This is a genomic window from Psychrobacter coccoides (genome assembly GCF_017498085.1).
GTDB lineage: Bacteria > Pseudomonadota > Gammaproteobacteria > Pseudomonadales > Moraxellaceae > Psychrobacter > Psychrobacter coccoides.
Genome location: NZ_JAGBKM010000001.1, coordinates 151,661 through 170,595, shown reverse-complemented (window position 1 = coordinate 170,595; position 18,935 = coordinate 151,661). Strand labels below are relative to the sequence as shown.

The 18,935-nt window shown below is 45.3% G+C and carries 15 protein-coding genes; 6 read left to right on the top strand and 9 right to left on the bottom strand.

Annotated elements, in window-relative coordinates; genetic code table 11:
• Positions 1 to 50 precede the first annotated feature (50 nt).
• The 3 genes from J3492_RS00800 to J3492_RS00790 all read right to left on the bottom strand — a co-directional run bounded on the left by J3492_RS00800 (position 51) and on the right by J3492_RS00790 (position 5,372).
• On the bottom strand, positions 51 to 3,053 hold the full coding sequence (locus J3492_RS00800) for a LysM peptidoglycan-binding domain-containing protein (RefSeq protein ID WP_207988724.1): 3,003 nt from the start codon (positions 3,051 to 3,053) through the stop codon (positions 51 to 53).
• 235 nt (positions 3,054 to 3,288) lie between these two features.
• Positions 3,289 to 3,783, bottom strand: a complete 495-nt coding sequence (locus J3492_RS00795; protein WP_207988722.1) for a hypothetical protein — start codon at positions 3,781 to 3,783, stop codon at positions 3,289 to 3,291.
• Positions 3,784 to 4,193: 410 nt separating this feature from the next.
• Positions 4,194 to 5,372 carry a CNNM domain-containing protein gene (locus J3492_RS00790; protein ID WP_243453017.1) on the bottom strand — a complete coding sequence of 393 codons (1,179 nt, stop codon included), beginning with the start codon at positions 5,370 to 5,372 and terminating at the stop codon, positions 4,194 to 4,196.
• 486 nt (positions 5,373 to 5,858) lie between these two features.
• Between J3492_RS00790 and yajC the strand changes: the two genes are divergently transcribed.
• From yajC to J3492_RS00760, 6 genes are all read left to right on the top strand, one after another.
• The gene (gene yajC / locus J3492_RS00785) at positions 5,859 to 6,185 is read left to right on the top strand and encodes a preprotein translocase subunit YajC (RefSeq protein ID WP_207988720.1); all 327 of its coding nucleotides are present in this window, start codon (positions 5,859 to 5,861) and stop codon (positions 6,183 to 6,185) included.
• A gap of 292 nt (positions 6,186 to 6,477) precedes the next feature.
• Positions 6,478 to 8,355 carry a protein translocase subunit SecD gene (secD, locus tag J3492_RS00780; RefSeq protein WP_207988717.1) on the top strand — a complete coding sequence of 626 codons (1,878 nt, stop codon included), beginning with the start codon at positions 6,478 to 6,480 and terminating at the stop codon, positions 8,353 to 8,355.
• Positions 8,356 to 8,676: 321 nt separating this feature from the next.
• Positions 8,677 to 9,639, top strand: coding sequence for a protein translocase subunit SecF (gene secF, locus J3492_RS00775; RefSeq protein WP_341534076.1), 963 nt, complete (start codon positions 8,677 to 8,679; stop codon positions 9,637 to 9,639).
• A gap of 213 nt (positions 9,640 to 9,852) precedes the next feature.
• Complete coding sequence (locus J3492_RS00770) at positions 9,853 to 11,247, top strand: MATE family efflux transporter (RefSeq protein WP_207988713.1); 1,395 nt, start codon at positions 9,853 to 9,855, stop codon at positions 11,245 to 11,247.
• 48 nt (positions 11,248 to 11,295) lie between these two features.
• Complete coding sequence (locus tag J3492_RS00765; protein WP_424108365.1) at positions 11,296 to 12,018, top strand: AzlC family ABC transporter permease; 723 nt, start codon at positions 11,296 to 11,298, stop codon at positions 12,016 to 12,018.
• Positions 12,008 to 12,367, top strand: a complete 360-nt coding sequence (locus J3492_RS00760; protein ID WP_207988711.1) for an AzlD domain-containing protein — start codon at positions 12,008 to 12,010, stop codon at positions 12,365 to 12,367. The genes J3492_RS00765 and J3492_RS00760 overlap by 11 nt, the downstream gene beginning before the upstream one ends.
• A gap of 88 nt (positions 12,368 to 12,455) precedes the next feature.
• Here J3492_RS00760 and purF read toward each other — a convergent pair whose 3' ends face one another.
• The 6 genes from purF to gspL all read right to left on the bottom strand — a co-directional run bounded on the left by purF (position 12,456) and on the right by gspL (position 18,897).
• Positions 12,456 to 13,979: an amidophosphoribosyltransferase gene (purF, locus tag J3492_RS00755; protein WP_207988709.1), complete on the bottom strand. Its 1,524-nt coding sequence runs from the start codon at positions 13,977 to 13,979 to the stop codon at positions 12,456 to 12,458.
• Between the two features lie 377 nt (positions 13,980 to 14,356).
• A complete protein-coding gene (locus J3492_RS00750) occupies positions 14,357 to 14,854 on the bottom strand; it encodes a CvpA family protein (RefSeq protein WP_207988707.1) in 498 nt (165 codons plus the stop codon).
• Between the two features lie 73 nt (positions 14,855 to 14,927).
• Positions 14,928 to 15,962 carry a quinone-dependent dihydroorotate dehydrogenase gene (locus tag J3492_RS00745; RefSeq protein WP_207988706.1) on the bottom strand — a complete coding sequence of 345 codons (1,035 nt, stop codon included), beginning with the start codon at positions 15,960 to 15,962 and terminating at the stop codon, positions 14,928 to 14,930.
• A gap of 330 nt (positions 15,963 to 16,292) precedes the next feature.
• Entirely contained in the window at positions 16,293 to 16,814 is a 522-nt protein-coding gene (locus tag J3492_RS00740) for a DUF4870 family protein (RefSeq protein WP_243453016.1), read from the bottom strand.
• A 183-nt stretch (positions 16,815 to 16,997) separates the two neighbouring features.
• Positions 16,998 to 17,543, bottom strand: a complete 546-nt coding sequence (gene gspM / locus J3492_RS00735; RefSeq protein ID WP_207988704.1) for a type II secretion system protein GspM — start codon at positions 17,541 to 17,543, stop codon at positions 16,998 to 17,000.
• Between the two features lie 82 nt (positions 17,544 to 17,625).
• Positions 17,626 to 18,897, bottom strand: coding sequence for a type II secretion system protein GspL (gspL, locus tag J3492_RS00730; RefSeq protein WP_207988702.1), 1,272 nt, complete (start codon positions 18,895 to 18,897; stop codon positions 17,626 to 17,628).
• Positions 18,898 to 18,935 lie beyond the last annotated feature (38 nt).

Here is an 18,935-nt window from a genome sequence, read left to right as displayed (position 1 = left end):
CTTTTTCACGTCGATACGCTACTCAATATTAGAGTAGCGAGGTCTCTCGACTAACGGTTTGGTACCGTCAAGCGCTGACCACGCTGTAGCATGGTGTCAGCAGCGATATCGTTCATATCAGCAAGCTCTTTGGTAGATACGCCATACTTACGAGCCAGCCCAATCAAACTATCGCCTGAACCCACGGTATAGCTTACCGTTGCTTTCGGTACTTTAATGGTTTGCCCGCGCTGCAGCTGTGCGTTGGCTGCCAAATTATTAGTCGCCGCCAGATCTTGTACTGAAACATTAAAGCGACGTGCCAAGGCAATCAAGCCATCGCCTGATCGTACTCGGTAGCTTTCGGTATTGCCAAGTTTTTTGCCAGTTGCTGCATTTTGGGTGCCACTCGCTGAGCCTCTGTTTGTACTGCTCCTATTAGCCACACTACCGCTAGCAGGAATCGTGATCGTACGTCCCAGTATAAGGTTTGAGTTGGTTTTTAATCCGTTTGCTGCTGCCAAATCACTCAAGCCAATATTATAGCGTCTGGCAACACCAGTTAGAGTATCGCCAGACTTCACTTTATAGTTCACTGGCTTGTTATTTAATTGACGATCTACTTGCGCTTTAGACACAGGGACTTTAATCGTCTGTCCACGCTGCAAACGAACTCTAGCATCAAAGTTGCTATTGACTGCTGCGATATCGGCCGCACTGACACCCACGCTATTAGCAATCCCGATTAGAGTCTCTCCTGATTTCACTCTATAGTTAGTGGTCTGCACTGAGCTTGATCCAGAGCTGCTGGCCGCATGATTAGTAGCATTGATATCGACATCGGCAGGCACTTTTAGAGTTTGACCCACGTACAACGAATCTCTGACGCCCATGTTATTGAGACGAGCGAGTGTATTCGTTGAGACCCCAAACTGACGAGCTAACGTAATCAGCCCATCACCGGACTTAACTCTATAGTTTTGAGTCGCTGTCGTTGATTTTTTGGGTGTTGACGAAGGTGCTGCGGGTGTGCTGGCAGGTGCTTTGACCTTACCTGGAACGAGCCATAGTTTCTGACCTTTAAGCAAATCAGCACGGCTGCTCAAGTTGTTATAAGTGGCCAGTTGGGTGACCGACAGTCCGAAGCGATTGGCCGTTCCGATCAGAGTATCCCCTGCTTGTACCACATAGCTCTCAGGCTGACTGGCGGTAGTGGTACTGGCACTACTGAGCGGTTTGATTGGCTTAGCATCATAAAGATATAGCGTACTACCGGACAGCAGTTTTGCGTTAGCATCTATTTGGTTCCACTCAGCGATATCACGCCAGCTGACCTCTGCACGACTGGCGATATTTGATAGTGTATCCCCACGTTTTACGGTATAAGTCGTACGTGTGCCCTTAGGTTTTGGTTTGCTGGTTTCAGTGCCTGAAAAGCTGAGCTTTTTCTCTTCCCCTCTCGCCTCTAAGATAGACTGCTGCGTCTGTACTGCTGATAAGTTGATATTACCATCCGCATTGACCACATCAGTCACAGGTGTGCTGGTTTTAATTTGATTGGCAATAAAATCACGCTCCTCTTTACTGAGTGGCGGCTCTTGGACAATGGTGTTATTTTGGGTAATCTGAGCTGACGTGGTCGGCAAGCTGTTACTGCTTTGTAGCTCAGCATTGATTTTTAGTGTCTCTGCACTGGTGATTGGCGGCTCAGTCGTGACCGGTGTACTGTTGCTATATACAGAGCTGCTGGTTGGCGAAGCAGACGGAGAGATATAGCTGGTGGTCTGCTGCGGCACTTTAGCATTTGCTGCAAAATCAGCCAAACCGCCCCCTGTAGATGGCAGCGCTGGGCTATTAGGGTTATACGAAGGCACACTGTAACTTGGTGTGGTGCGCGGTGTGGTCGTGGTACCACTGGCAGCAAGTACGTTGCCCGTACCATTACCTCGTAATGAGCTGAGCTTGGCATCTAAATTAAGATTGATGTCATTAGGAATGATAACACGCTGCGGACCTGCTGGGTCTACACGTCCAGCAGTGAGCGCCGTGTTCAGTCTTTCAAGCTCACTGTAACTCACTCCAGTTACTTGTGACACTTCAGCCAAGCTTACGCCATAGTTCACAGGTACACTACGGAAATGCTGACGATTGGCAATAGCAGGCAGATAGACACCATACTGTTCAGGTTTCGCCACAATTTCGGCGACTGCTAAAAACCGTGGTACATAGTTCATGGTTTCGGTAGGCAGTCGCAGTGACCAATAGTCGGTTGGAAGGCCGCGGGCTTTATTGGCATCAATTGCATTTTGTACACGGCCAGGGCCAGCGTTATAAGCGGCTAATGCCAGCTCCCAACTGCCAAATTGATTATATAAAGCGGTTAAAAAGTCATAGGCGGCACGGGTGGACTCAATAACATCTCGGCGACCATCGTAAGTGCTGCTCTGATTCAGACCGTAGATACGCCCCGTACTTGGGATAAACTGCCATAAACCTGCTGCAGCGGCACTACTGGTCCCACTTGGGTCGTATGAGCTCTCAATCACTGGCAATAGCGCAAGCTCTGTGGGGATATTACGTCGCTCCGCCTCTCTAACCGTATGATAAATATAGCGACTCGCTCGGGCTGTGAGACGATTCAGGTAGTCTTGTCGGCTTGCAAACCAGCTTTTTTGTCCCTCAATGCGCTGATTATAGATAGGCTGCCCACCATTCATACGATAACCGGCACGCAAGCGATTCCATAAATCACCATACTGCTGAATGGCAAGTTTGTTGTCCTCCACCATCGTCATATCTGTGGCTTCAAGCAAGTCCGCCAACTCGTCTAAGCTCTCTGCATCCAAAAAGGCCGTAGAATAATCTTCACTTGTCGCTGCTTGAGTTGTTTTTTGGCCCGCTGGGCGCTTGCTGATTACAGTGGCGTTTGAGCGCTTGGTCACTCCTGTGTTTTTGACTGTTGATGTATTGCTACACGCGCTGATGAGTAAGGTCGATACTGCAAGCGTCAAAGGTAGAGCGATAAATGAGCGTGGTTTTGAGATTACAATTGGTTTAGATGACACAGTAGACATGATAATGGTGTTTTCCTAACAGCAAGAGATGACGAAAATGAGGGTGAATAATAGTATAGTATGCAATATAGACCAAAAACCATAGCACTATAAAAGATAATATGTAATTTTCATTGTCTTAGCTTTATAGGGTATGTCTAAGCCTGTGTCTTAAATGAGTCACGGGCTTAGTTTATAGTCACTTGTAATATAGTCACTTGTAATGTAGCTGACAGCCATTTTGGACTTGTTTAATCTAGCTTATAGTCACTTGTGATACGGCCCGTAGTAAGACAGCATTACCCGTTGATAACGCTAACGTGACCCTTGAAGTGGTCACATAGGATACTTTTTTGCCATCTTTAACCCAGCTTTCAACTGTCTTTACATTGGCTTTGGCTTGAGTACCCGTCGTGACAATATTATCAATCGTAATGTCATAGCGATAGTCTGAGGTTTGGTTCCAGCTGTTTTGTAGTAGCTTTAGGTAGCCATCTTTATCTAAGCTGGTTGTCTTCCCTCTTCTAGATAAAGATATCAGTGCATCATCTGATACCAAGGCGGCGACGCGACTGGTGCTTTGACTATTGGCAGCTGACTTCATTGCTGACGCATAGTTCTGCACTAGATCCTCCGTCATAGTAGCGGCCTGCGCACTTACAGCAGCCGTACTCGCAACAGCAGCAATTGCGGCCATACCAGCACTTTTTACTAATAGAGCAAACAGCCCTGTATTCAATAGCTTTTTCATGATAATCCTTAATATTATTACTTATATGACATGAGCTAACTAATACAACTCTGTATTTCGCAAGCTTAGCTTCGACGAATCCACCCGCACATATCGCAGAGGGCGTTTACACGCTTTGCGATCAGTACACTTCTTTCAAAATCGTCAGCCAGTTAGTGGTTTTAAAATAGTTAGGTTCTAAAGCAGTCGTTAATCGACTATATATCGATCGTGGTTGAATGGCTTTAGCCTATCATTGAATCCTAACAGTCATGTAACACCATTTTTAAATATTGCATTCATACTTTTTGGTCTCTCGCTTTTATGCTATCTAACTTTTGTGCGGCCTGTTTTTCTTTACTTAATAAATACAACCAGTATTTAGCAGCCTGTTTAGAAAGCAATCAAAGTGCCGTTGTACATAAAAGCCACTATCCACCAGAAGATCGGCTATTATCCTCTGGGTCCAATCGTTCATCGTCGCTAAGCTTCATGCCCAGACGCTCTACCCTTCTATCCATCATTTGCCGTGCCAGTGCTTGCATGTCTTCTACACGGTCGATCTCATCTACAATCTCAAGACCCAACAATGTCTCAAAGACATCCTCTAGTGTAACCAGCCCTTTTACTTCGCCATACTCACCCACGGTAATCGCAATATGTAAGCGGTTTTTTAGCATCAACTCAAGCAGATCAAACAATTTCATTTTTGAGAACACAAAAGTAATCTCACGCTGAAACTGCACCAACGGCTTATGCATAGCGTGATTTACTTTTGCTAGCAGCATGTCGGTTTTTAGCACAAAGCCTGTAATGTTATCTAAATCACCATCATAAATAGGCAAGCGTGAAAAGGTCAGCTTTGGACGATCAGCCAACACTTCAGCGACTGTCTTGTTTTGTTCAAACGCCAGCATCACAGAGCGTGGCGTCATAATATCTTCTACTTTGATCGCTCCAAACGCCAACAGGTTGCGGATAATACGTGATTCAAGCGGATCTATTTGCCCTGACTCTTCACCAATACTAGCCAAAGCAGCAAACTCACGGCGGCTAAAGGTTTGAGGCTCTTTTCCACGTACTAATAATTTGGTTATGCGCTCTGATATCCAAATAAGTGGATATAACACCAAAATAATACCGCGTACAAAATAAGCGACCATACCACTGAGTTGACGCCAATATATCGTTCCTAATGTCTTTGGAATAATCTCCGATAAAAATAAAATCGCCAACGTCATAATCGCAGAAAACAAGCCAAACCAAGCGCTGCCAAAGACAATGGTCGCCTGTGCACCAGCACCAATAGAACCCAAGGTATGCGCCACGGTATTCAGTGTCAAAATAGCCGCCAGTGACTGATCTATATTGTCGACCTTGAGGGCTTTGAGCATTTCTGCTTTTTTGGGGTTGCTGTCTTGCACATCAGCAATAAACGAAGGGGTCATACTCAGTAAAACCGACTCCGCCAAGGAGCAGACAAAAGACACCCCTATCGCTAACACCACAAAAAATATCAGCAATAGGATACTGATGGCAGTAGGCTCCGCTATCGCACTAGCAGCCAGTGCAGGATAAGGGATAAATGCTATCGACAACGCCATCAGCATTGCGGCCCTAGAGCTAGGCGCTGATCGGGCTCTAACACATTTAGGACAAAGCGTCGGAGGAGGTTTGGCTGAGGCGGACTTACGAGCACGCGCACGGTATAAACGAGGTGTAGACAAAGTTGTGTTGAACAAGTTAGGTAACCTAAACAAAAAATGAATGATATAAAAATTCGCGATTGATCACTATAATAGATAACAGTTTATCTATACTGTCTACTTTGTATTAAATGGTATATTCTGCGTCAAAGCATACGCCCATGCGCATCTTAACCGCACAATATCTTCGCTAAAAGCTGAAACAATAGCAGCCATTTGATATTAGCATTGATGTCATTATTTCACAATATTTTGTCAGATAACGACGTTTAATATGCGCTGGTGACGAGAAAAATATCCATAGCCTATGATTAACAGTTACCAAGTCTGGGAATTTTTGTTACTATGCGTCTAATTTTATTGTTATCTGTCACTTAACTGAGAAACACTATGAGCCTTTTTATTCAATCTGCCCATGCTGCTGAGACGGCAACAGGCGCTTCTTTATTCGGTCAAATTTTACTACCGGTTGCTTTTTTTGCTATTTTCTACTTTTTGGTCATTCGTCCCCAGTCTAAGCGCACCAAAGAGCATCGTGCTATGGTCGATGCCTTGACTGTGGGTAATGAAGTGATCTTCGCTGGTGGTCTTATGGGTCGTATCAAAGATCTTGAAGGTGATTATGCGACGATTAGCTTAAACAACAACACTGATATTAAAGTACAGCGTGCTTCTGTCATTTCGGTATTGCCTGCAGGTACGATCGAGAGCGTATAAGTGTTTGGCGTATCGTCACCAGTTTGATGCATCGCCAGTAGACAGTACGCATGGTCATAGCCATTAATAGCCTATGATAAATAAGTTATGAAAAAATGACCGTCAATAGTTACGGTCATTTTCTACTATGAGCCTATTGCCTTTATGTCCTACTATCGTAGTAGATACTTATAAGGATCAAAGAGTACTTTGCTTATCTGAACGATAATCATCCTCCTTTGTCGCTGCTAACTTCCCATCTGCTGACTTGTGACTTAGGTCACTAGTACTTTATCAACTTAAAGAAGTCATTATGCAATATCCCGCTTGGAAATACTTACTCATCGCTGTCGTGCTGTCCATCGCCGGCCTCTATGCTGCACCAAACCTCTATCCTGATGAACCAGCTGTACAGATTACCAGTGCTGCGGCAGGAACACAGCTCTCTGAAGACATCTTAACTCAGTCACAAAGCCTATTAGAAGAGGCTGGTGTTCGTTATCATGATGGCACTTTTGAGGGCAATAGTGCCTTATTGCGTTTGGACAACCCAACCACTCAGCTAAAAGCACAAGAGGTTTTGCGCCAAAATTTGGGTGATAATTATGTGGTCGCCCTGAACCTTGCCCAAACCACACCGCAATGGCTGCGAGACATCGGCGCTAAGCCGATGAAGCTAGGATTGGACTTACGTGGCGGTGTACGTTTTGTTCTTGAAGTGGATATGGACAAAGCTCTAGAGCAGCGTTTGACCAGTGCCAGTCGTGATGTGCGCCGTGAGCTACGTGCCGAGCGTATAGCGGTTAAAGGAACTAAGACGCAAGCACAAGGTATCGTCCTGCATTTCGCTGATACCGACGCTCGTAACCGTGCACAAAATGTATTGCAAGGCACGATGGGAACAACTTTTAATCTACAGTCCTCTATAGATGAGCAAGGTCCATCGCTGATCATGACCTATAACGATGCCACTATAGATGAGATCAACAGCTACGCAGTCAACCAAAACCTAACCACGCTGCGTAACCGTATTGCCGAGCTTGGCGTGACCGAAGCTTTGGTACAGTCACAAGGCGCTAGCCGTATCGTCGTTGAACTGCCGGGCGTGCAAGATACTGCCGAAGCCAAACGTGTCCTCGGTCGTACTGCCAATCTAGAGTTTCGTTTGGTCGCCAAAGACAGTGAAAACTTTATGGGCGGCATTCCCCCGGCTGGTACCGAAGTGTTTCCTTTTAAAACACTAGATGGCCCACCGGTATTGCTAGAGCGTCAAGCGATTGTCACTGGAGATAAAGTGACCAACGCACAGACCAGTCTTGATGAAAGCGGTCGTCCTGAGGTCAATATCACCTTGGACAGTGCCGGTGGTAGACTCATGCAAAACGCCACCCGTACTGCTGTCGGTGAACAAATGGCCGTATTGTTTATTGAAAACAAACAAAAAGTCACTTATGAGGAAGATCCAGAGACTGGCGAGACTGTCGAAGTACGTACGCCTTATGCTGAAACTAAGGTAATCAACCGTGCCAATATTCAAGCGGTATTGGGTTCCTCATTCCGTATTACTGGCCTTGAAAGCAATGCAGAAGCTGCTGAGCTTGCGCTATTGTTACGTTCAGGGGCGCTTGCAGCACCGATGTATTTCGTAGAAGAGCGCACCATTGGCCCTTCATTGGGTCAAGAAAATATCGATAAAGGATTGTTTTCGACGCAGGTGGGTTACTTGCTGGTCTTTGTGTTTATGATTATCTTTTACCGTCTGTTCGGTGTGATTGCTAACATCGCACTAGCAGTTAACGTCATTATTATTATCGCTATTATGTCGATTTTAGGCTCCTCACTGACCCTTCCCGGTATCGCTGGTATCGTCCTTACCATTGGTATGGCAGTAGATGCCAACGTACTGATATTTGAGCGTATTCGAGAGGAGCTGGCAAATGGTGTACGGCCAAAGTCCGCCATCGTGGCAGGGTTTGATCGTGCCTTTAGTAGTATTTTCGATGCCAACATCACGACGCTATTGGTTGCCTTTATCTTATTTGCTATTGGTACGGGGCCGATTAAAGGCTTTGCGATTACCCTAGCTATTGGTATTGTCAGCTCGCTATTTACTGCAATTTTGGTGACCCGTGCACTGGTACAAATTGCTTATGGTAAGCGTAAATCTATCAAACGTCTGAGCATCGGCTAGGAGAATAACATGGCGACTGAAAACAATAACGCCCCAAATAATACGCCGACACCTAGTGGCTCAGGTGACGGTTCAGGTAACAACTCTAACAACACGAATGACAACAACCAGCGCCGTCGCCGCAACAAACCACGTCGTGACGGTAAAGGCAGTAACAGCAAAACAAACCACTCAGGTAACGCAAAGTCGAATAAAAACAAATCTCGCCGTAATAGCAGTCATAGTGTTGATAAAAGCAGTAAGGCGCTAAGCACACAAGCCGATGATGTCAATCAAGAGATCGACAGCGCCGCTGATGAGGCAGCAGCAAAAGAAGGTGGTATCAAAGCCATCGGTAACCAGCGTATTATTCCTTTTATGAAGCTAGAAAAGCCGATGGCGATTCTGTCTTTATTGATGGTGATAGGAAGTATCATTGCCATCGCTGTAAATGGTCTGAACTTAGGGCTTGATTTCACAGGCGGCGTATCAGCAGATGTGCGCTATGAGCAGCCTGTCGAACAAGGCGAGGTCGTTCAAGCACTGGCTGACAATGGTTTTGATGATGCTATCGTTCAGTACCTTGGGACGCGAGAGGAGCTACTGGTACGCCTGCCACCACAGTCTGACAATGTCGACGGGCTAAATAGCAGCTTAGAAACTGCCTTAACGCTTGCTGATAATACGGTCGAGATTAGTAATGTCAATATTATCGGCAGTCAGGTCGGTAATGAGGTGTACTTAAACTCAGTGATGGCGTTGGCATTAGCCTTGGTCTGTATGCTTGGTTATGTGGCTCTACGCTTTCAGTTCAAGCTGTCTTTGGGTGCAGTGATGTCGTTATTTCATGATGCTATTGTCACCATTGGTGTGTTTGCGCTATTTGGTTTCCCATTTGACTTAACGGTATTGGCGGCTATATTGGCATTGATTGGTTATTCATTGAACGATACTATCGTTGTCTATGATCGTATTCGTGAAAACTTTCGCCGTGTCCGTGGTATCACACCACGTCAAACGATTGATTTGTCACTGACTGAAACCCTACGCCGTACTATCATGACTATTTCCACCGTTCTGTTGGTAGTACTGGCGATGATGTTCTTGGGCGGTGACGGGTTATACTGGTTCTCGGTTGCTCTATTTATCGGTCTATTAGCAGGTACTTACTCATCAACTTATATCGCCAGCTCTATCCCTCTGAGAATGGGCTTGTCACGTGATGACTTTGTGGTTAAAGTAAAGCCTGAGTTTGAAGAAGAGATTGTGACTTTTAATGACCCAAAAATGTTTGAACAAGACTGATCGCAAACCCAAGAGTTCATAGCTAAAGTGTCTCAAACATCCTGATAAAAGCACCTAAGGTTAGGTGCTTTTGTCTTTGTATGGTTATCTACGATATTTAAAAAACGTGAGTAACAGCATCAAACACTGTGCGAAGCTGCATAACATTTATGCTAGTAACGCTGTATCGATTTTATATTAAATCGACTATATGGTACTGATAGAGATTATTTTATGCCAACGACCACACCGCCACCTGTCATCTCGCCTATAGATACTCGCTATAAACATATCATCGCCATTGCCATTCCAGTCCTGCTGGCTAATCTGGCCATGCCGTTACAAAGCGTGATTGATACTGCCATCGTCGGTAATATGAACGTGGCGGCAAAGCTTGCAGGCATGGGACTGGCCATACAGCTATTGTCATTAATCCTGGTCAGTTTTAATTTTTTACAGTACGCCTCCTCTGGCTTATCAGCACAAGCACTGGGACAGCTTGCCGATGATGACATTAAGTCGCCACAGCAAGCATCACCGCTACTGTCTATCTTGCAACGTGCCCTATTGTTAGCCGTGATGATTGGTTTGGTACTATTAGTCGCAAAGCCTTGGCTTATTGAGTTTGGCTTAAAGGCACTGTCTGCCAATCCGGACAGTGCTGTAGCAGCAAAGGCGTATTTAGATGTGCGTTTTTGGGGTGTTATCGCTGAGCTGATGAACTTTGCGTTCATTGGTTGGTTTGCAGGACAGGGCAAGACCCGCTATATGCTCTACCAGCAAGGCTTTATCGCTGTACTTAATATTATTCTAACGCTGTTTTTTGTCTATGGCATGCAACTGGATATCGTCGGTGTGGCTTTAGGTACGACCATCGCTTTTTGGTCCGGTGTCATATTAGCATTATGGCTAAGCCGCCAGCACTTAAAGCTGACTTGGGCGGCCTTATTTAAGGTAGATGCACAGCACTTTACCAAAGATAAAATGCTTAGGCTATTTTCTTTAAATAAAGACATCTTTATTCGTACGCTTATTTTGACACTGAGCTTTGCATGGGTGACACGTCTATCTGCTCAAAGTGGTGATTTGGTATTGGCAGCCAATGCGATTTTGTTGCAAGTACTGAGTATTTCAGCCTTTGCGCTCGATGGTGTGGCCGTCTCTGCTGAGACTTTGAGTGGTCAGGCCGCTGGGCGCCGTGACTGGCTGCGCTTTCGTATCATCGTCAAACGTACTGGGGTCGTCAGTTACGTGTTGGCGATTTTGTTAAGCAGCATTTGGTGGCTGGCCATGCCGACTTATTTGCAACTGATGACCAATATCGAAGCGGTGTACGTATTGACCACAGCGTATCAAGGTTATGCGATACTACTGCCACTCGTCGGGGTGGGTGCTTACTGGCTTGATGGCATATTTTTTGGGTTAACTGCAGGTCATGTCATTCGTAATGCTGCTTTATTATTGGCACTGATCTTTTTCCCGCTCAGTTGGTTATTGTATCAACAGTGGGATATGACTGGAATTTGGCTCAGTGTCTGGGCGCTGCTATTATTGCGCTTGTTTATACTGAGTGGATTTTTATATCAAACGTACAAAACTGGAAATGAGACGACATTAACACCAGTATAAAACGGTTGTCGAATTTAAAATCTTCACCTGATCATTGTAGGATATGACGTGAATACTTGTACTAATGAACAATCAAGCCCTACCTACCAATGGTCAGAGGGTTTCAAAAAAAGCATCCCTGTGGCGATGGGTTACCTGCCAGCAGGTATTGCCTTTGGGGTACTGGCCCAAGTGGCAGGCGTCCCTATCTGGGCGACCATTATGCTCAGTGTCGTACTGTACGCTGGCGCTGCACAATATGCTTGTTTGCCGATGCTCAGTGCAGGGCTACCCATTGGTAATATTGCCACCAATATTGCCGCCATTAACCTACGCCATGTTTTTTATGGTATGCCTTTGCTTCAGTATTTACCGACACATAGACTTGCCAAGGCATACTGTTTGTTTGCGCTAACTGATGAGACGTTTTCGGTGATGACAAGCCTGCCCCATGCTTCTCGTCGGGCCTTAATACTCCCTATCAGCTTATTTAATCAAAGCTGGTGGGTATTGGCCTCGATCATAGGCGTGATGATAGGGAGCGCTTTAAATGACTTGGTACCGCATCTAGACTTTGCCTTGGTATGTCTATTTGCTATTTTGGCTTATGAGCAGTTTCATAGCATCAAACGCTACTTCCCTATTGGTATTGCTGTGATTGCCTTGGCCATCGCCTCACTGTTTACCAACAACTGGCTATTGTTAGTGGCAATTACCATCTGTATGCTGATGATTTTGGCGCGGGGCTTTTGGATACAACGTACAGAAGCAGGAGCAACCCATGACCAGTAGCTACCTTATTGCCGCAACCTTTGCTATGGCAGGCGTCACTTTTATTACCCGTGCTATCCCAGCACTGATACCCAAAAAAATCCTTGATACGCCTTGGTTACATCGGCTAAATGAAAGCTTACCACTATCAGTGATGGTGCTGCTAATATTGACCAGCCTTTCTTATCAAGACTTATCTGCTCATACAGGCTTTAGTAGTGCTGAGCTGCATCTATTACTGGCACAGATTGGCGCATTGGTGTTGGTGCTTGCGGTTTACCACATCAGCCGTCAACTGCTGGTCAGTATGGTCGTGGGTATTGCCACCCTTAATGGGCTACTTTGGGTATTTACCCATGTGTTGACCTAAGAGTAACCTTGGTTTTGAGAACAGATAAAAACTAAAAAGAGGCGACATTCATTGAATGTCGCCTCTTGTAGTGAATGGCAGCTCTTTTTTACTGCTCTTCTACGCCCATCATATCGACAGAGGTATCAGCAACCACCTGTACACCCTTAGCACTATCATTGCGCTGCGCTTGCAGATGCTCGAGATACGACTCGTTGATTTGACCTGTGATATAACAACCGTTAAATACGGCACAATCAAAGCCCTCGACACGACTGTGCTTGGTATCTTTGACCGCATCGATCAGATCATCTAAATCTTGGAAGATCAGACGATCAGCACCAATAATCTGACGCACCTCTTCGACACTGTGACCTGAGGCGATAAGCTCACTACGTACTGGCATATCAATGCCATAAACGTTAGGGTATTTTACAGGTGGCGCAGCACTGGCAAAAAACACCTTTCTAGCGCCTGCATCACGTGCCATCTGAATGATCTCATGACAAGTCGTTCCTCGCACGATAGAGTCATCCACCAATAACACGTTCTTACCTTTAAACTCTAAAGGCACTGCACTCAGCTTTTGACGGACAGATTTTTTACGTTGCTGCTGACCTGGCATGATAAAGGTTCGGCCGATATAGCGGTTTTTCATAAACCCTTCACGGTACTTAATATTCATCTTCAGCGCCAGCTCCATCGCTGACGTACGAGACGTATCTGGAATCGGAATCACCACATCAATGTCATGGTCCTCGCCCCACTCATCAAGAATTTTTTGTCCCAGTTTTTCGCCCATACGTAGGCGTGACTTGTAAACAGAGATATTATCCATGATCGAATCTGGACGTGCAAAATAGACATACTCAAAGATACAAGGCGTATATTCTTTTTGCTCCACGCACTGCTGCGTGTGTAGCTTATGATTTAAGTCAATAAAAATAGCCTCACCAGGTTTGACATCACGAATGATGGTAAAACCACAGCCTGTCAATGCCACTGATTCAGATGCCACCATATATTCAGTGCCGCCATTAGCCGCCAAACGCTCACCAAAAATCAATGGGCGAATGCCATTTGGATCACGAAACGCCAATAGACCTTGGCCAGTAATCATCGCTACCACGCCATAAGCGCCTTCACAGCGGCCATACACCGCTTTTACTGCGGCAAAAATATCATCAGGCTTTGGATGGGTCTTACCCACATTTTGCATTTCATGTGCCAAAACGTTGAGCAACACTTCAGAATCAGAGTCGGTATTCAAATGCCGACGGTCTTCTTGATACAAAGACTTGGCTAAGCTCTCAGCATTGGTTAAGTTACCATTGTGTGCAAGCGTAATACCATAAGGAGAGTTGACATAAAACGGCTGCGCTTCTGCACTACTTGATGTGCCTGCCGTAGGATAGCGGACATGACCGATACCAAACTTACCGACGAGTTTGAGCATATGGCGAGTCATAAACACATCACGCACCATGCCATTTTCTTTTCGCAGATAAAACCGTCCATCTTGCAACGTCACAATACCCGCAGCATCTTGACCACGGTGCTGCAACATAGTTAAAGCATCATAAAGAATTTGGTTAACTGGCTCATGAGCTGCAACCCCAACGACTCCACACATAATTATGTCCTATTTCGTACTACACATTGATGACGCAATAACGGCACGCTTGATGGCAGTACTGGCTACCAGCGCACCGACAATCTGATGATGTTTATTTACTGAGAGTGATTTCAATGAATCTTGTTTCATGCGATTAGGTTTTAATATTCCTAATGTTCAAATGATATAAGCGTTCAGATATAATAGATTCAGTTTAAAAGTGTTACAGGGCTACTGAGGTAAATTTTTCGCAGCCTCTGGGAACGCAGCAAGCAAGGAAAATTTATACCAGTAGCGCCTTTGAACTTATGACAGTTTTGTTTCAACTGGCTATAGTTTAACGATAAAAGATGAGTTGTCTATTATAAACAATAAAACGAATAATTGATTGCAATTTATGACTGATTAACCTGTTCCCAAGCAACGCCCAGAGCATCTGAGACCATCATTTTGGCCACCGGCGCATAAGGCAGCAGCTCAGGCGCCAGCACAGACGTCTCCCACTGAGGCATTTGCACTAGCAGGGGCGCACTGACACTGAGCACAACTAATACGACAAGGACATTTTTGGCCGCGCCTAAGACGCCACCCGCCATTTTATCTAACATCCCTAAACGCAAAGTCTTTAGCACACTTGAAAATACAAATGCCACCAGGTGCATGATGGCTAATATGATAACAACCACCACCAAAAACGCCATTGCCATCTGTAACACTGGGCTTTGTACTATCCCTGAAAACTGCGGGGAAACCACACTTGCCAAGCGTGTTGCAGCAATCAGAGCAATAAACCACCCTACTAACCCCAATGCTGTCTTGATAAGTCCTACTTGAAAGCCACGCCACAAGCCCATTAAGACAATGATGGCAATCACAATATCCAAACCACTCATATCACTGCCTCACTGTATCATTAATGAATAACGGCTCACTATCGAGCATCGCTGTGTATTACATCAGAACAGATTAGTGCTCTTGCGCATCATAATAACCACCAATGGCTTGTACGCAAGACTGCACAAGACCTGGCCCTTTATAGATAAGTCCTGTATATAGCTGCACCATATCAGCACCTGCTTTAATCTTTCTGACTGCTTTTGCACCACTGTCGATACCACCCACCCCGATCAGCGCCACTTTATCATCCAACTGATCTGAGAATTGTTGCAAGATTTGAGTACTGATATGACTGACAGGACGACCAGATAAGCCGCCTGCTTGCTCGCCATCCGGCAAGTCTTCGACCCCAACACGGCTCAATGTGGTATTGGTAGCAATCAGCCCATCAATCTCAAAATCTAACAGTTGCTGCGAAATATAATCAACTTGTATCGGCTCTAAATCCGGCGCAACCTTGAGTACCAAGGGCACATAAAAGCCATACTCTGTAGCCAACTGACTGTGGCGGTTTTTAATCGTGCTCAATAACTGGGTAAGCGCCTCACCACTTTGCAGGTCACGTAGATTTTGCGTATTGGGCGACGATATGTTGATAGTAATATATGAGGCATGCGGATAGACACGCTCTAAACAATAAATATAATCATCGGCAGCCTGCTCTACAGGCGTACTGGCATTTTTACCGATATTAATACCAATATTGCCTTTATACTTGCAATGCTTTACGTTTTCAATCAGATGCTCTACGCCTTGATTGTTAAAGCCCATACGATTGATGATGGCATCTGCTTGTTTTAGTCGAAACAGGCGCGGCTTATCATTACCAGCTTGTGGTTTTGGTGTCACCGTACCAACTTCGATAAACCCAAAACCCAACTCAGCAAGTGCATCAATATAGTCGCCGTTTTTGTCCAAACCCGCTGCCAGTCCTACAGGATTAGAAAACTGTAAACCCATACAGTCTGTTGGCTGCATCGGCTGGCCATAAATCAAACCTAACGTGCGTGCTTTATGGGCTTTATCTAACAAAGACAGGGTCATTTCATGAGCATGCTCAGGGTCCATATTGAACAAAAACGGGCGTAATAAGGCGTAGGACATAATGACAGTAAACCCTGCTTAAAAAATAATGAATAAAATAATATCAATGGCAAAACCATTGAATCTGCGACGGCAGTAATGCGCTGCGATTATATCAGCTTAACAGAAGCAAAACCAAGTTTTCATATCATACCCATCGGACATCAAACCACGGTACGACATGCTCCATACTGTAGATTCAATTACCATAAACCCAATATACACGTGTTGCAGTGCTACTGGGGTGCTTGGTTTTAAAATACAATTACGCAGTATCGAAGGTACGCAGCAAGCAAGGATGACTTATACCAGTAGCGCTTTTAAGCCTATGACAGTTTTCAACTGACTGCATTAAGGCACAGGACGATTATCAGTCAGCGCAATCCAGCCTCGTACAATACGATAAAGGTGCCATATAAAAGTAAAAAACATAATCATGATGCCAAGACCGGTAAATAAAACAGAGCCAATCGCTATATTACCACTGTCTGCTAGGACACTGACACCCAAGCCGCCTAGGGCAAATATCATAATCATTGCACCTATAAAAAAGAAGACAATGCTGTACCAAAAAGTCTTAATCTGCCAATCAAAATGTGTCGCCAGCCAAGTGCCATCAGCCTCTCGTCGTTTGGCATAATTCATCACGATAGGCAGTATCCATAAGATCCCAGCAGTAAAATAACTGATGACATACAGTAGATAAGTGAGGTGATTATAAGCCACTAAGGAGCGGCGCTGTTGGTCGGTCAGTAATGAATGACCCTCTTTTGATGCCAGCGCATGCGTTGACTGCGAACCCACAAAAGACTCAGAGACTGGTTTTTTATAATCCAGACGCTCATCATGATTTGGTTCAGGAGATTGGCTCATAGTAACGGTCCATAACTGATATTGGTTAGAGTATTTATTGTGCCAAACAGTATATTTTTCAAGCTTGTAGTCTGAGTCATCATCTTTGCAACCATGACTTATCTGCTGCTATTATGCCGTGATAGATGGGATTATAAACTGACTCATATCGAGCAAAATCACAGCAGTAACCACACATAGAGGCTAAAACCGAATAGTGGCTTGCACTTGCATCTGTTTTGTGACCGCATCCTGCTGTATCGATAACTGAGAAAACCGCCCGCCTTGTTGTTCAAGCTTACCAAGGGCAGCACTCACCACCGCTTGACTTGGATGATTGAAGCTTAATTGCACCCCTTCATTGGCAGCAATGACTTGTGCCCTATCGATACCTGATGTCTGTAAGATACTATTTACTCGGCTTGCAGGTGGCATAGCATTAGCGTCATCCTGCGACTCGCTTAGGGCGTTTGGATCGATATTACCTGCTTGAGAGCGCAACCAAAAATAATCGGCAATCTGCTCTTGATACGCTGACTGGCTCTTTTTTGCCGCCTGATGCACACTATAACCTCCATAACCACCGACAAACAGCAATAAAAACAGTATCAAGACCACCAGCGCTAACTGGTCACGAGAAGACAGGGCTTGCCAGTGATTCTCCAGTGTACGTTGGTAGTGGCTAAGGCGGTCAGATAGCGTATTGCTTACCTGCTGTGAGCGCTTGGCTTTGCGCCGTGATGCATTCATTACTTAACTGCCTTAAAAGTGAGTATAAATAAAACCAATGAACCCTAATGGTTATGGCTTTGAAGATTGATTCTTGAGTTTTTTAAGAAGCCGCAAGATTTATACTGGTATCATCAGTAACCTTGATCGTGACTTGCCCGCTAAACTGCCCTTGCTCACTACTATTGACACGTTCTAGGTTGGCGGCTATTCCTTGTGACATCAAGGTACTGGTAAACTGATCTAGGCTACTACGATCGGGTGCTATTAAAGTAAAACTCAGCATATCTGGCGTCATAACCAGTGCCTGTGCATGCAAGGATGACTGTTTGATCAATGGTGATATCTGCCCCAACATCGTCATATGCGAGGCTGATGTGGTTTTTGCACTTTGCAGCTTAGGCTGCATCTGCACTTGTAACTTAGTGCGACTGGTATTGAGCGTTTCATTGGGAAACCAGGCTTGATACTGTGAGGTCACTGCGGCTTTTGTGGCTGCTGCTGCACTATTATAGCGATAGATCTGTAGGCCATCAGCGGCAACCTGTAATAACAGTGCGGCCAATGCAACCGCCATAGCCATACGAAGATAAGGCGACAGCTGCGCATCAGAGGTTTTAACAAAGAAGTTTAATGGATGACGTTCAGGACTATCAATGGGCGTGGGAGTCGCCTTAAGCGGCGTCAGAACCACCTGCTGCTCTGCCAGTAGTGCCGCCGTTTCTGATATAATTTGTGTCTGCTCAGGCTCATACGCAGACGGCTGTTGTAAGTCAATCCGACTGGTGGCTGAGTGCTCAGATGCAAAGATAGCAGGAAGCGTAACTGCCTCACTGAGATGAGGCAAGCGCTCAAGGATTAAGGGCAGATAGTTTACCGCCATGCCTTGCTGCTGCGACTGTCGCAATAAAAAAGTGTAGTGATCCTGGTATAGAACCACTTGCTGAGCAACCGCTTGTTCAGGAACAGGCAACAGCAAAAAATCCGGCACTACTGCACTGACAGTCATACCGACTAACGCTGCGCTCTGCTGCCATATCTCAATATCACTCTGGGCCAGTGCGTATAGATGCTGTACATGAGCGTGACCGGTCTGCCTCACTTCTAGCTTATCAACCGCTGTTAGTGAGGTTTCTTCAAATAAATACTGCTTACCTGTACTACCCAGCTGTTTGAGTTGGGCGTTACTAAGCTCAGTCTCTACATGCAATAGCTGACTAGAAGGCACGTACAAATAAAGAGAGTGATGACTGCTTTTGCTTTTATGATAAGTGTCATAAAGCTGCTGCCAACCGTCGATAGACTGCCAGTTTTTTGTCTCATCATGCCAGACGGCAAGTGGACTATGCTGCGCTCTTAACCAAACATGTAGCACCCAAGGTGTCCTTACTTAACTGAATCATAAAATTAGCC

Excerpts from the sequence above, each read along its gene's own strand:
- yajC (WP_207988720.1), top strand. The coding sequence starts at position 5,859 with ATGAGCCTTTTTATTCAATCTGCCCATGCTGCTGAGACGGCAACAGGC.
- J3492_RS00745 (WP_207988706.1), bottom strand. The coding sequence starts at position 15,962 with ATGTCCTACGCCTTATTACGCCCGTTTTTGTTCAATATGGACCCTGAG.
- J3492_RS00790 (WP_243453017.1), bottom strand. The coding sequence starts at position 5,372 with ATGCTGATGGCGTTGTCGATAGCATTTATCCCTTATCCTGCACTGGCT.
- J3492_RS00800 (WP_207988724.1), bottom strand. The coding sequence starts at position 3,053 with ATGTCTACTGTGTCATCTAAACCAATTGTAATCTCAAAACCACGCTCA.
- purF (WP_207988709.1), bottom strand. The coding sequence starts at position 13,979 with ATGTGTGGAGTCGTTGGGGTTGCAGCTCATGAGCCAGTTAACCAAATT.
- gspM (WP_207988704.1), bottom strand. The coding sequence starts at position 17,543 with ATGAATGCATCACGGCGCAAAGCCAAGCGCTCACAGCAGGTAAGCAAT.
- J3492_RS00740 (WP_243453016.1), bottom strand. The coding sequence starts at position 16,814 with ATGAGCCAATCTCCTGAACCAAATCATGATGAGCGTCTGGATTATAAA.
- J3492_RS00795 (WP_207988722.1), bottom strand. The coding sequence starts at position 3,783 with ATGAAAAAGCTATTGAATACAGGGCTGTTTGCTCTATTAGTAAAAAGT.
- J3492_RS00770 (WP_207988713.1), top strand. The coding sequence starts at position 9,853 with ATGCCAACGACCACACCGCCACCTGTCATCTCGCCTATAGATACTCGC.
- secD (WP_207988717.1), top strand. The coding sequence starts at position 6,478 with ATGCAATATCCCGCTTGGAAATACTTACTCATCGCTGTCGTGCTGTCC.
- J3492_RS00760 (WP_207988711.1), top strand. The coding sequence starts at position 12,008 with ATGACCAGTAGCTACCTTATTGCCGCAACCTTTGCTATGGCAGGCGTC.
- J3492_RS00750 (WP_207988707.1), bottom strand. The coding sequence starts at position 14,854 with ATGAGTGGTTTGGATATTGTGATTGCCATCATTGTCTTAATGGGCTTG.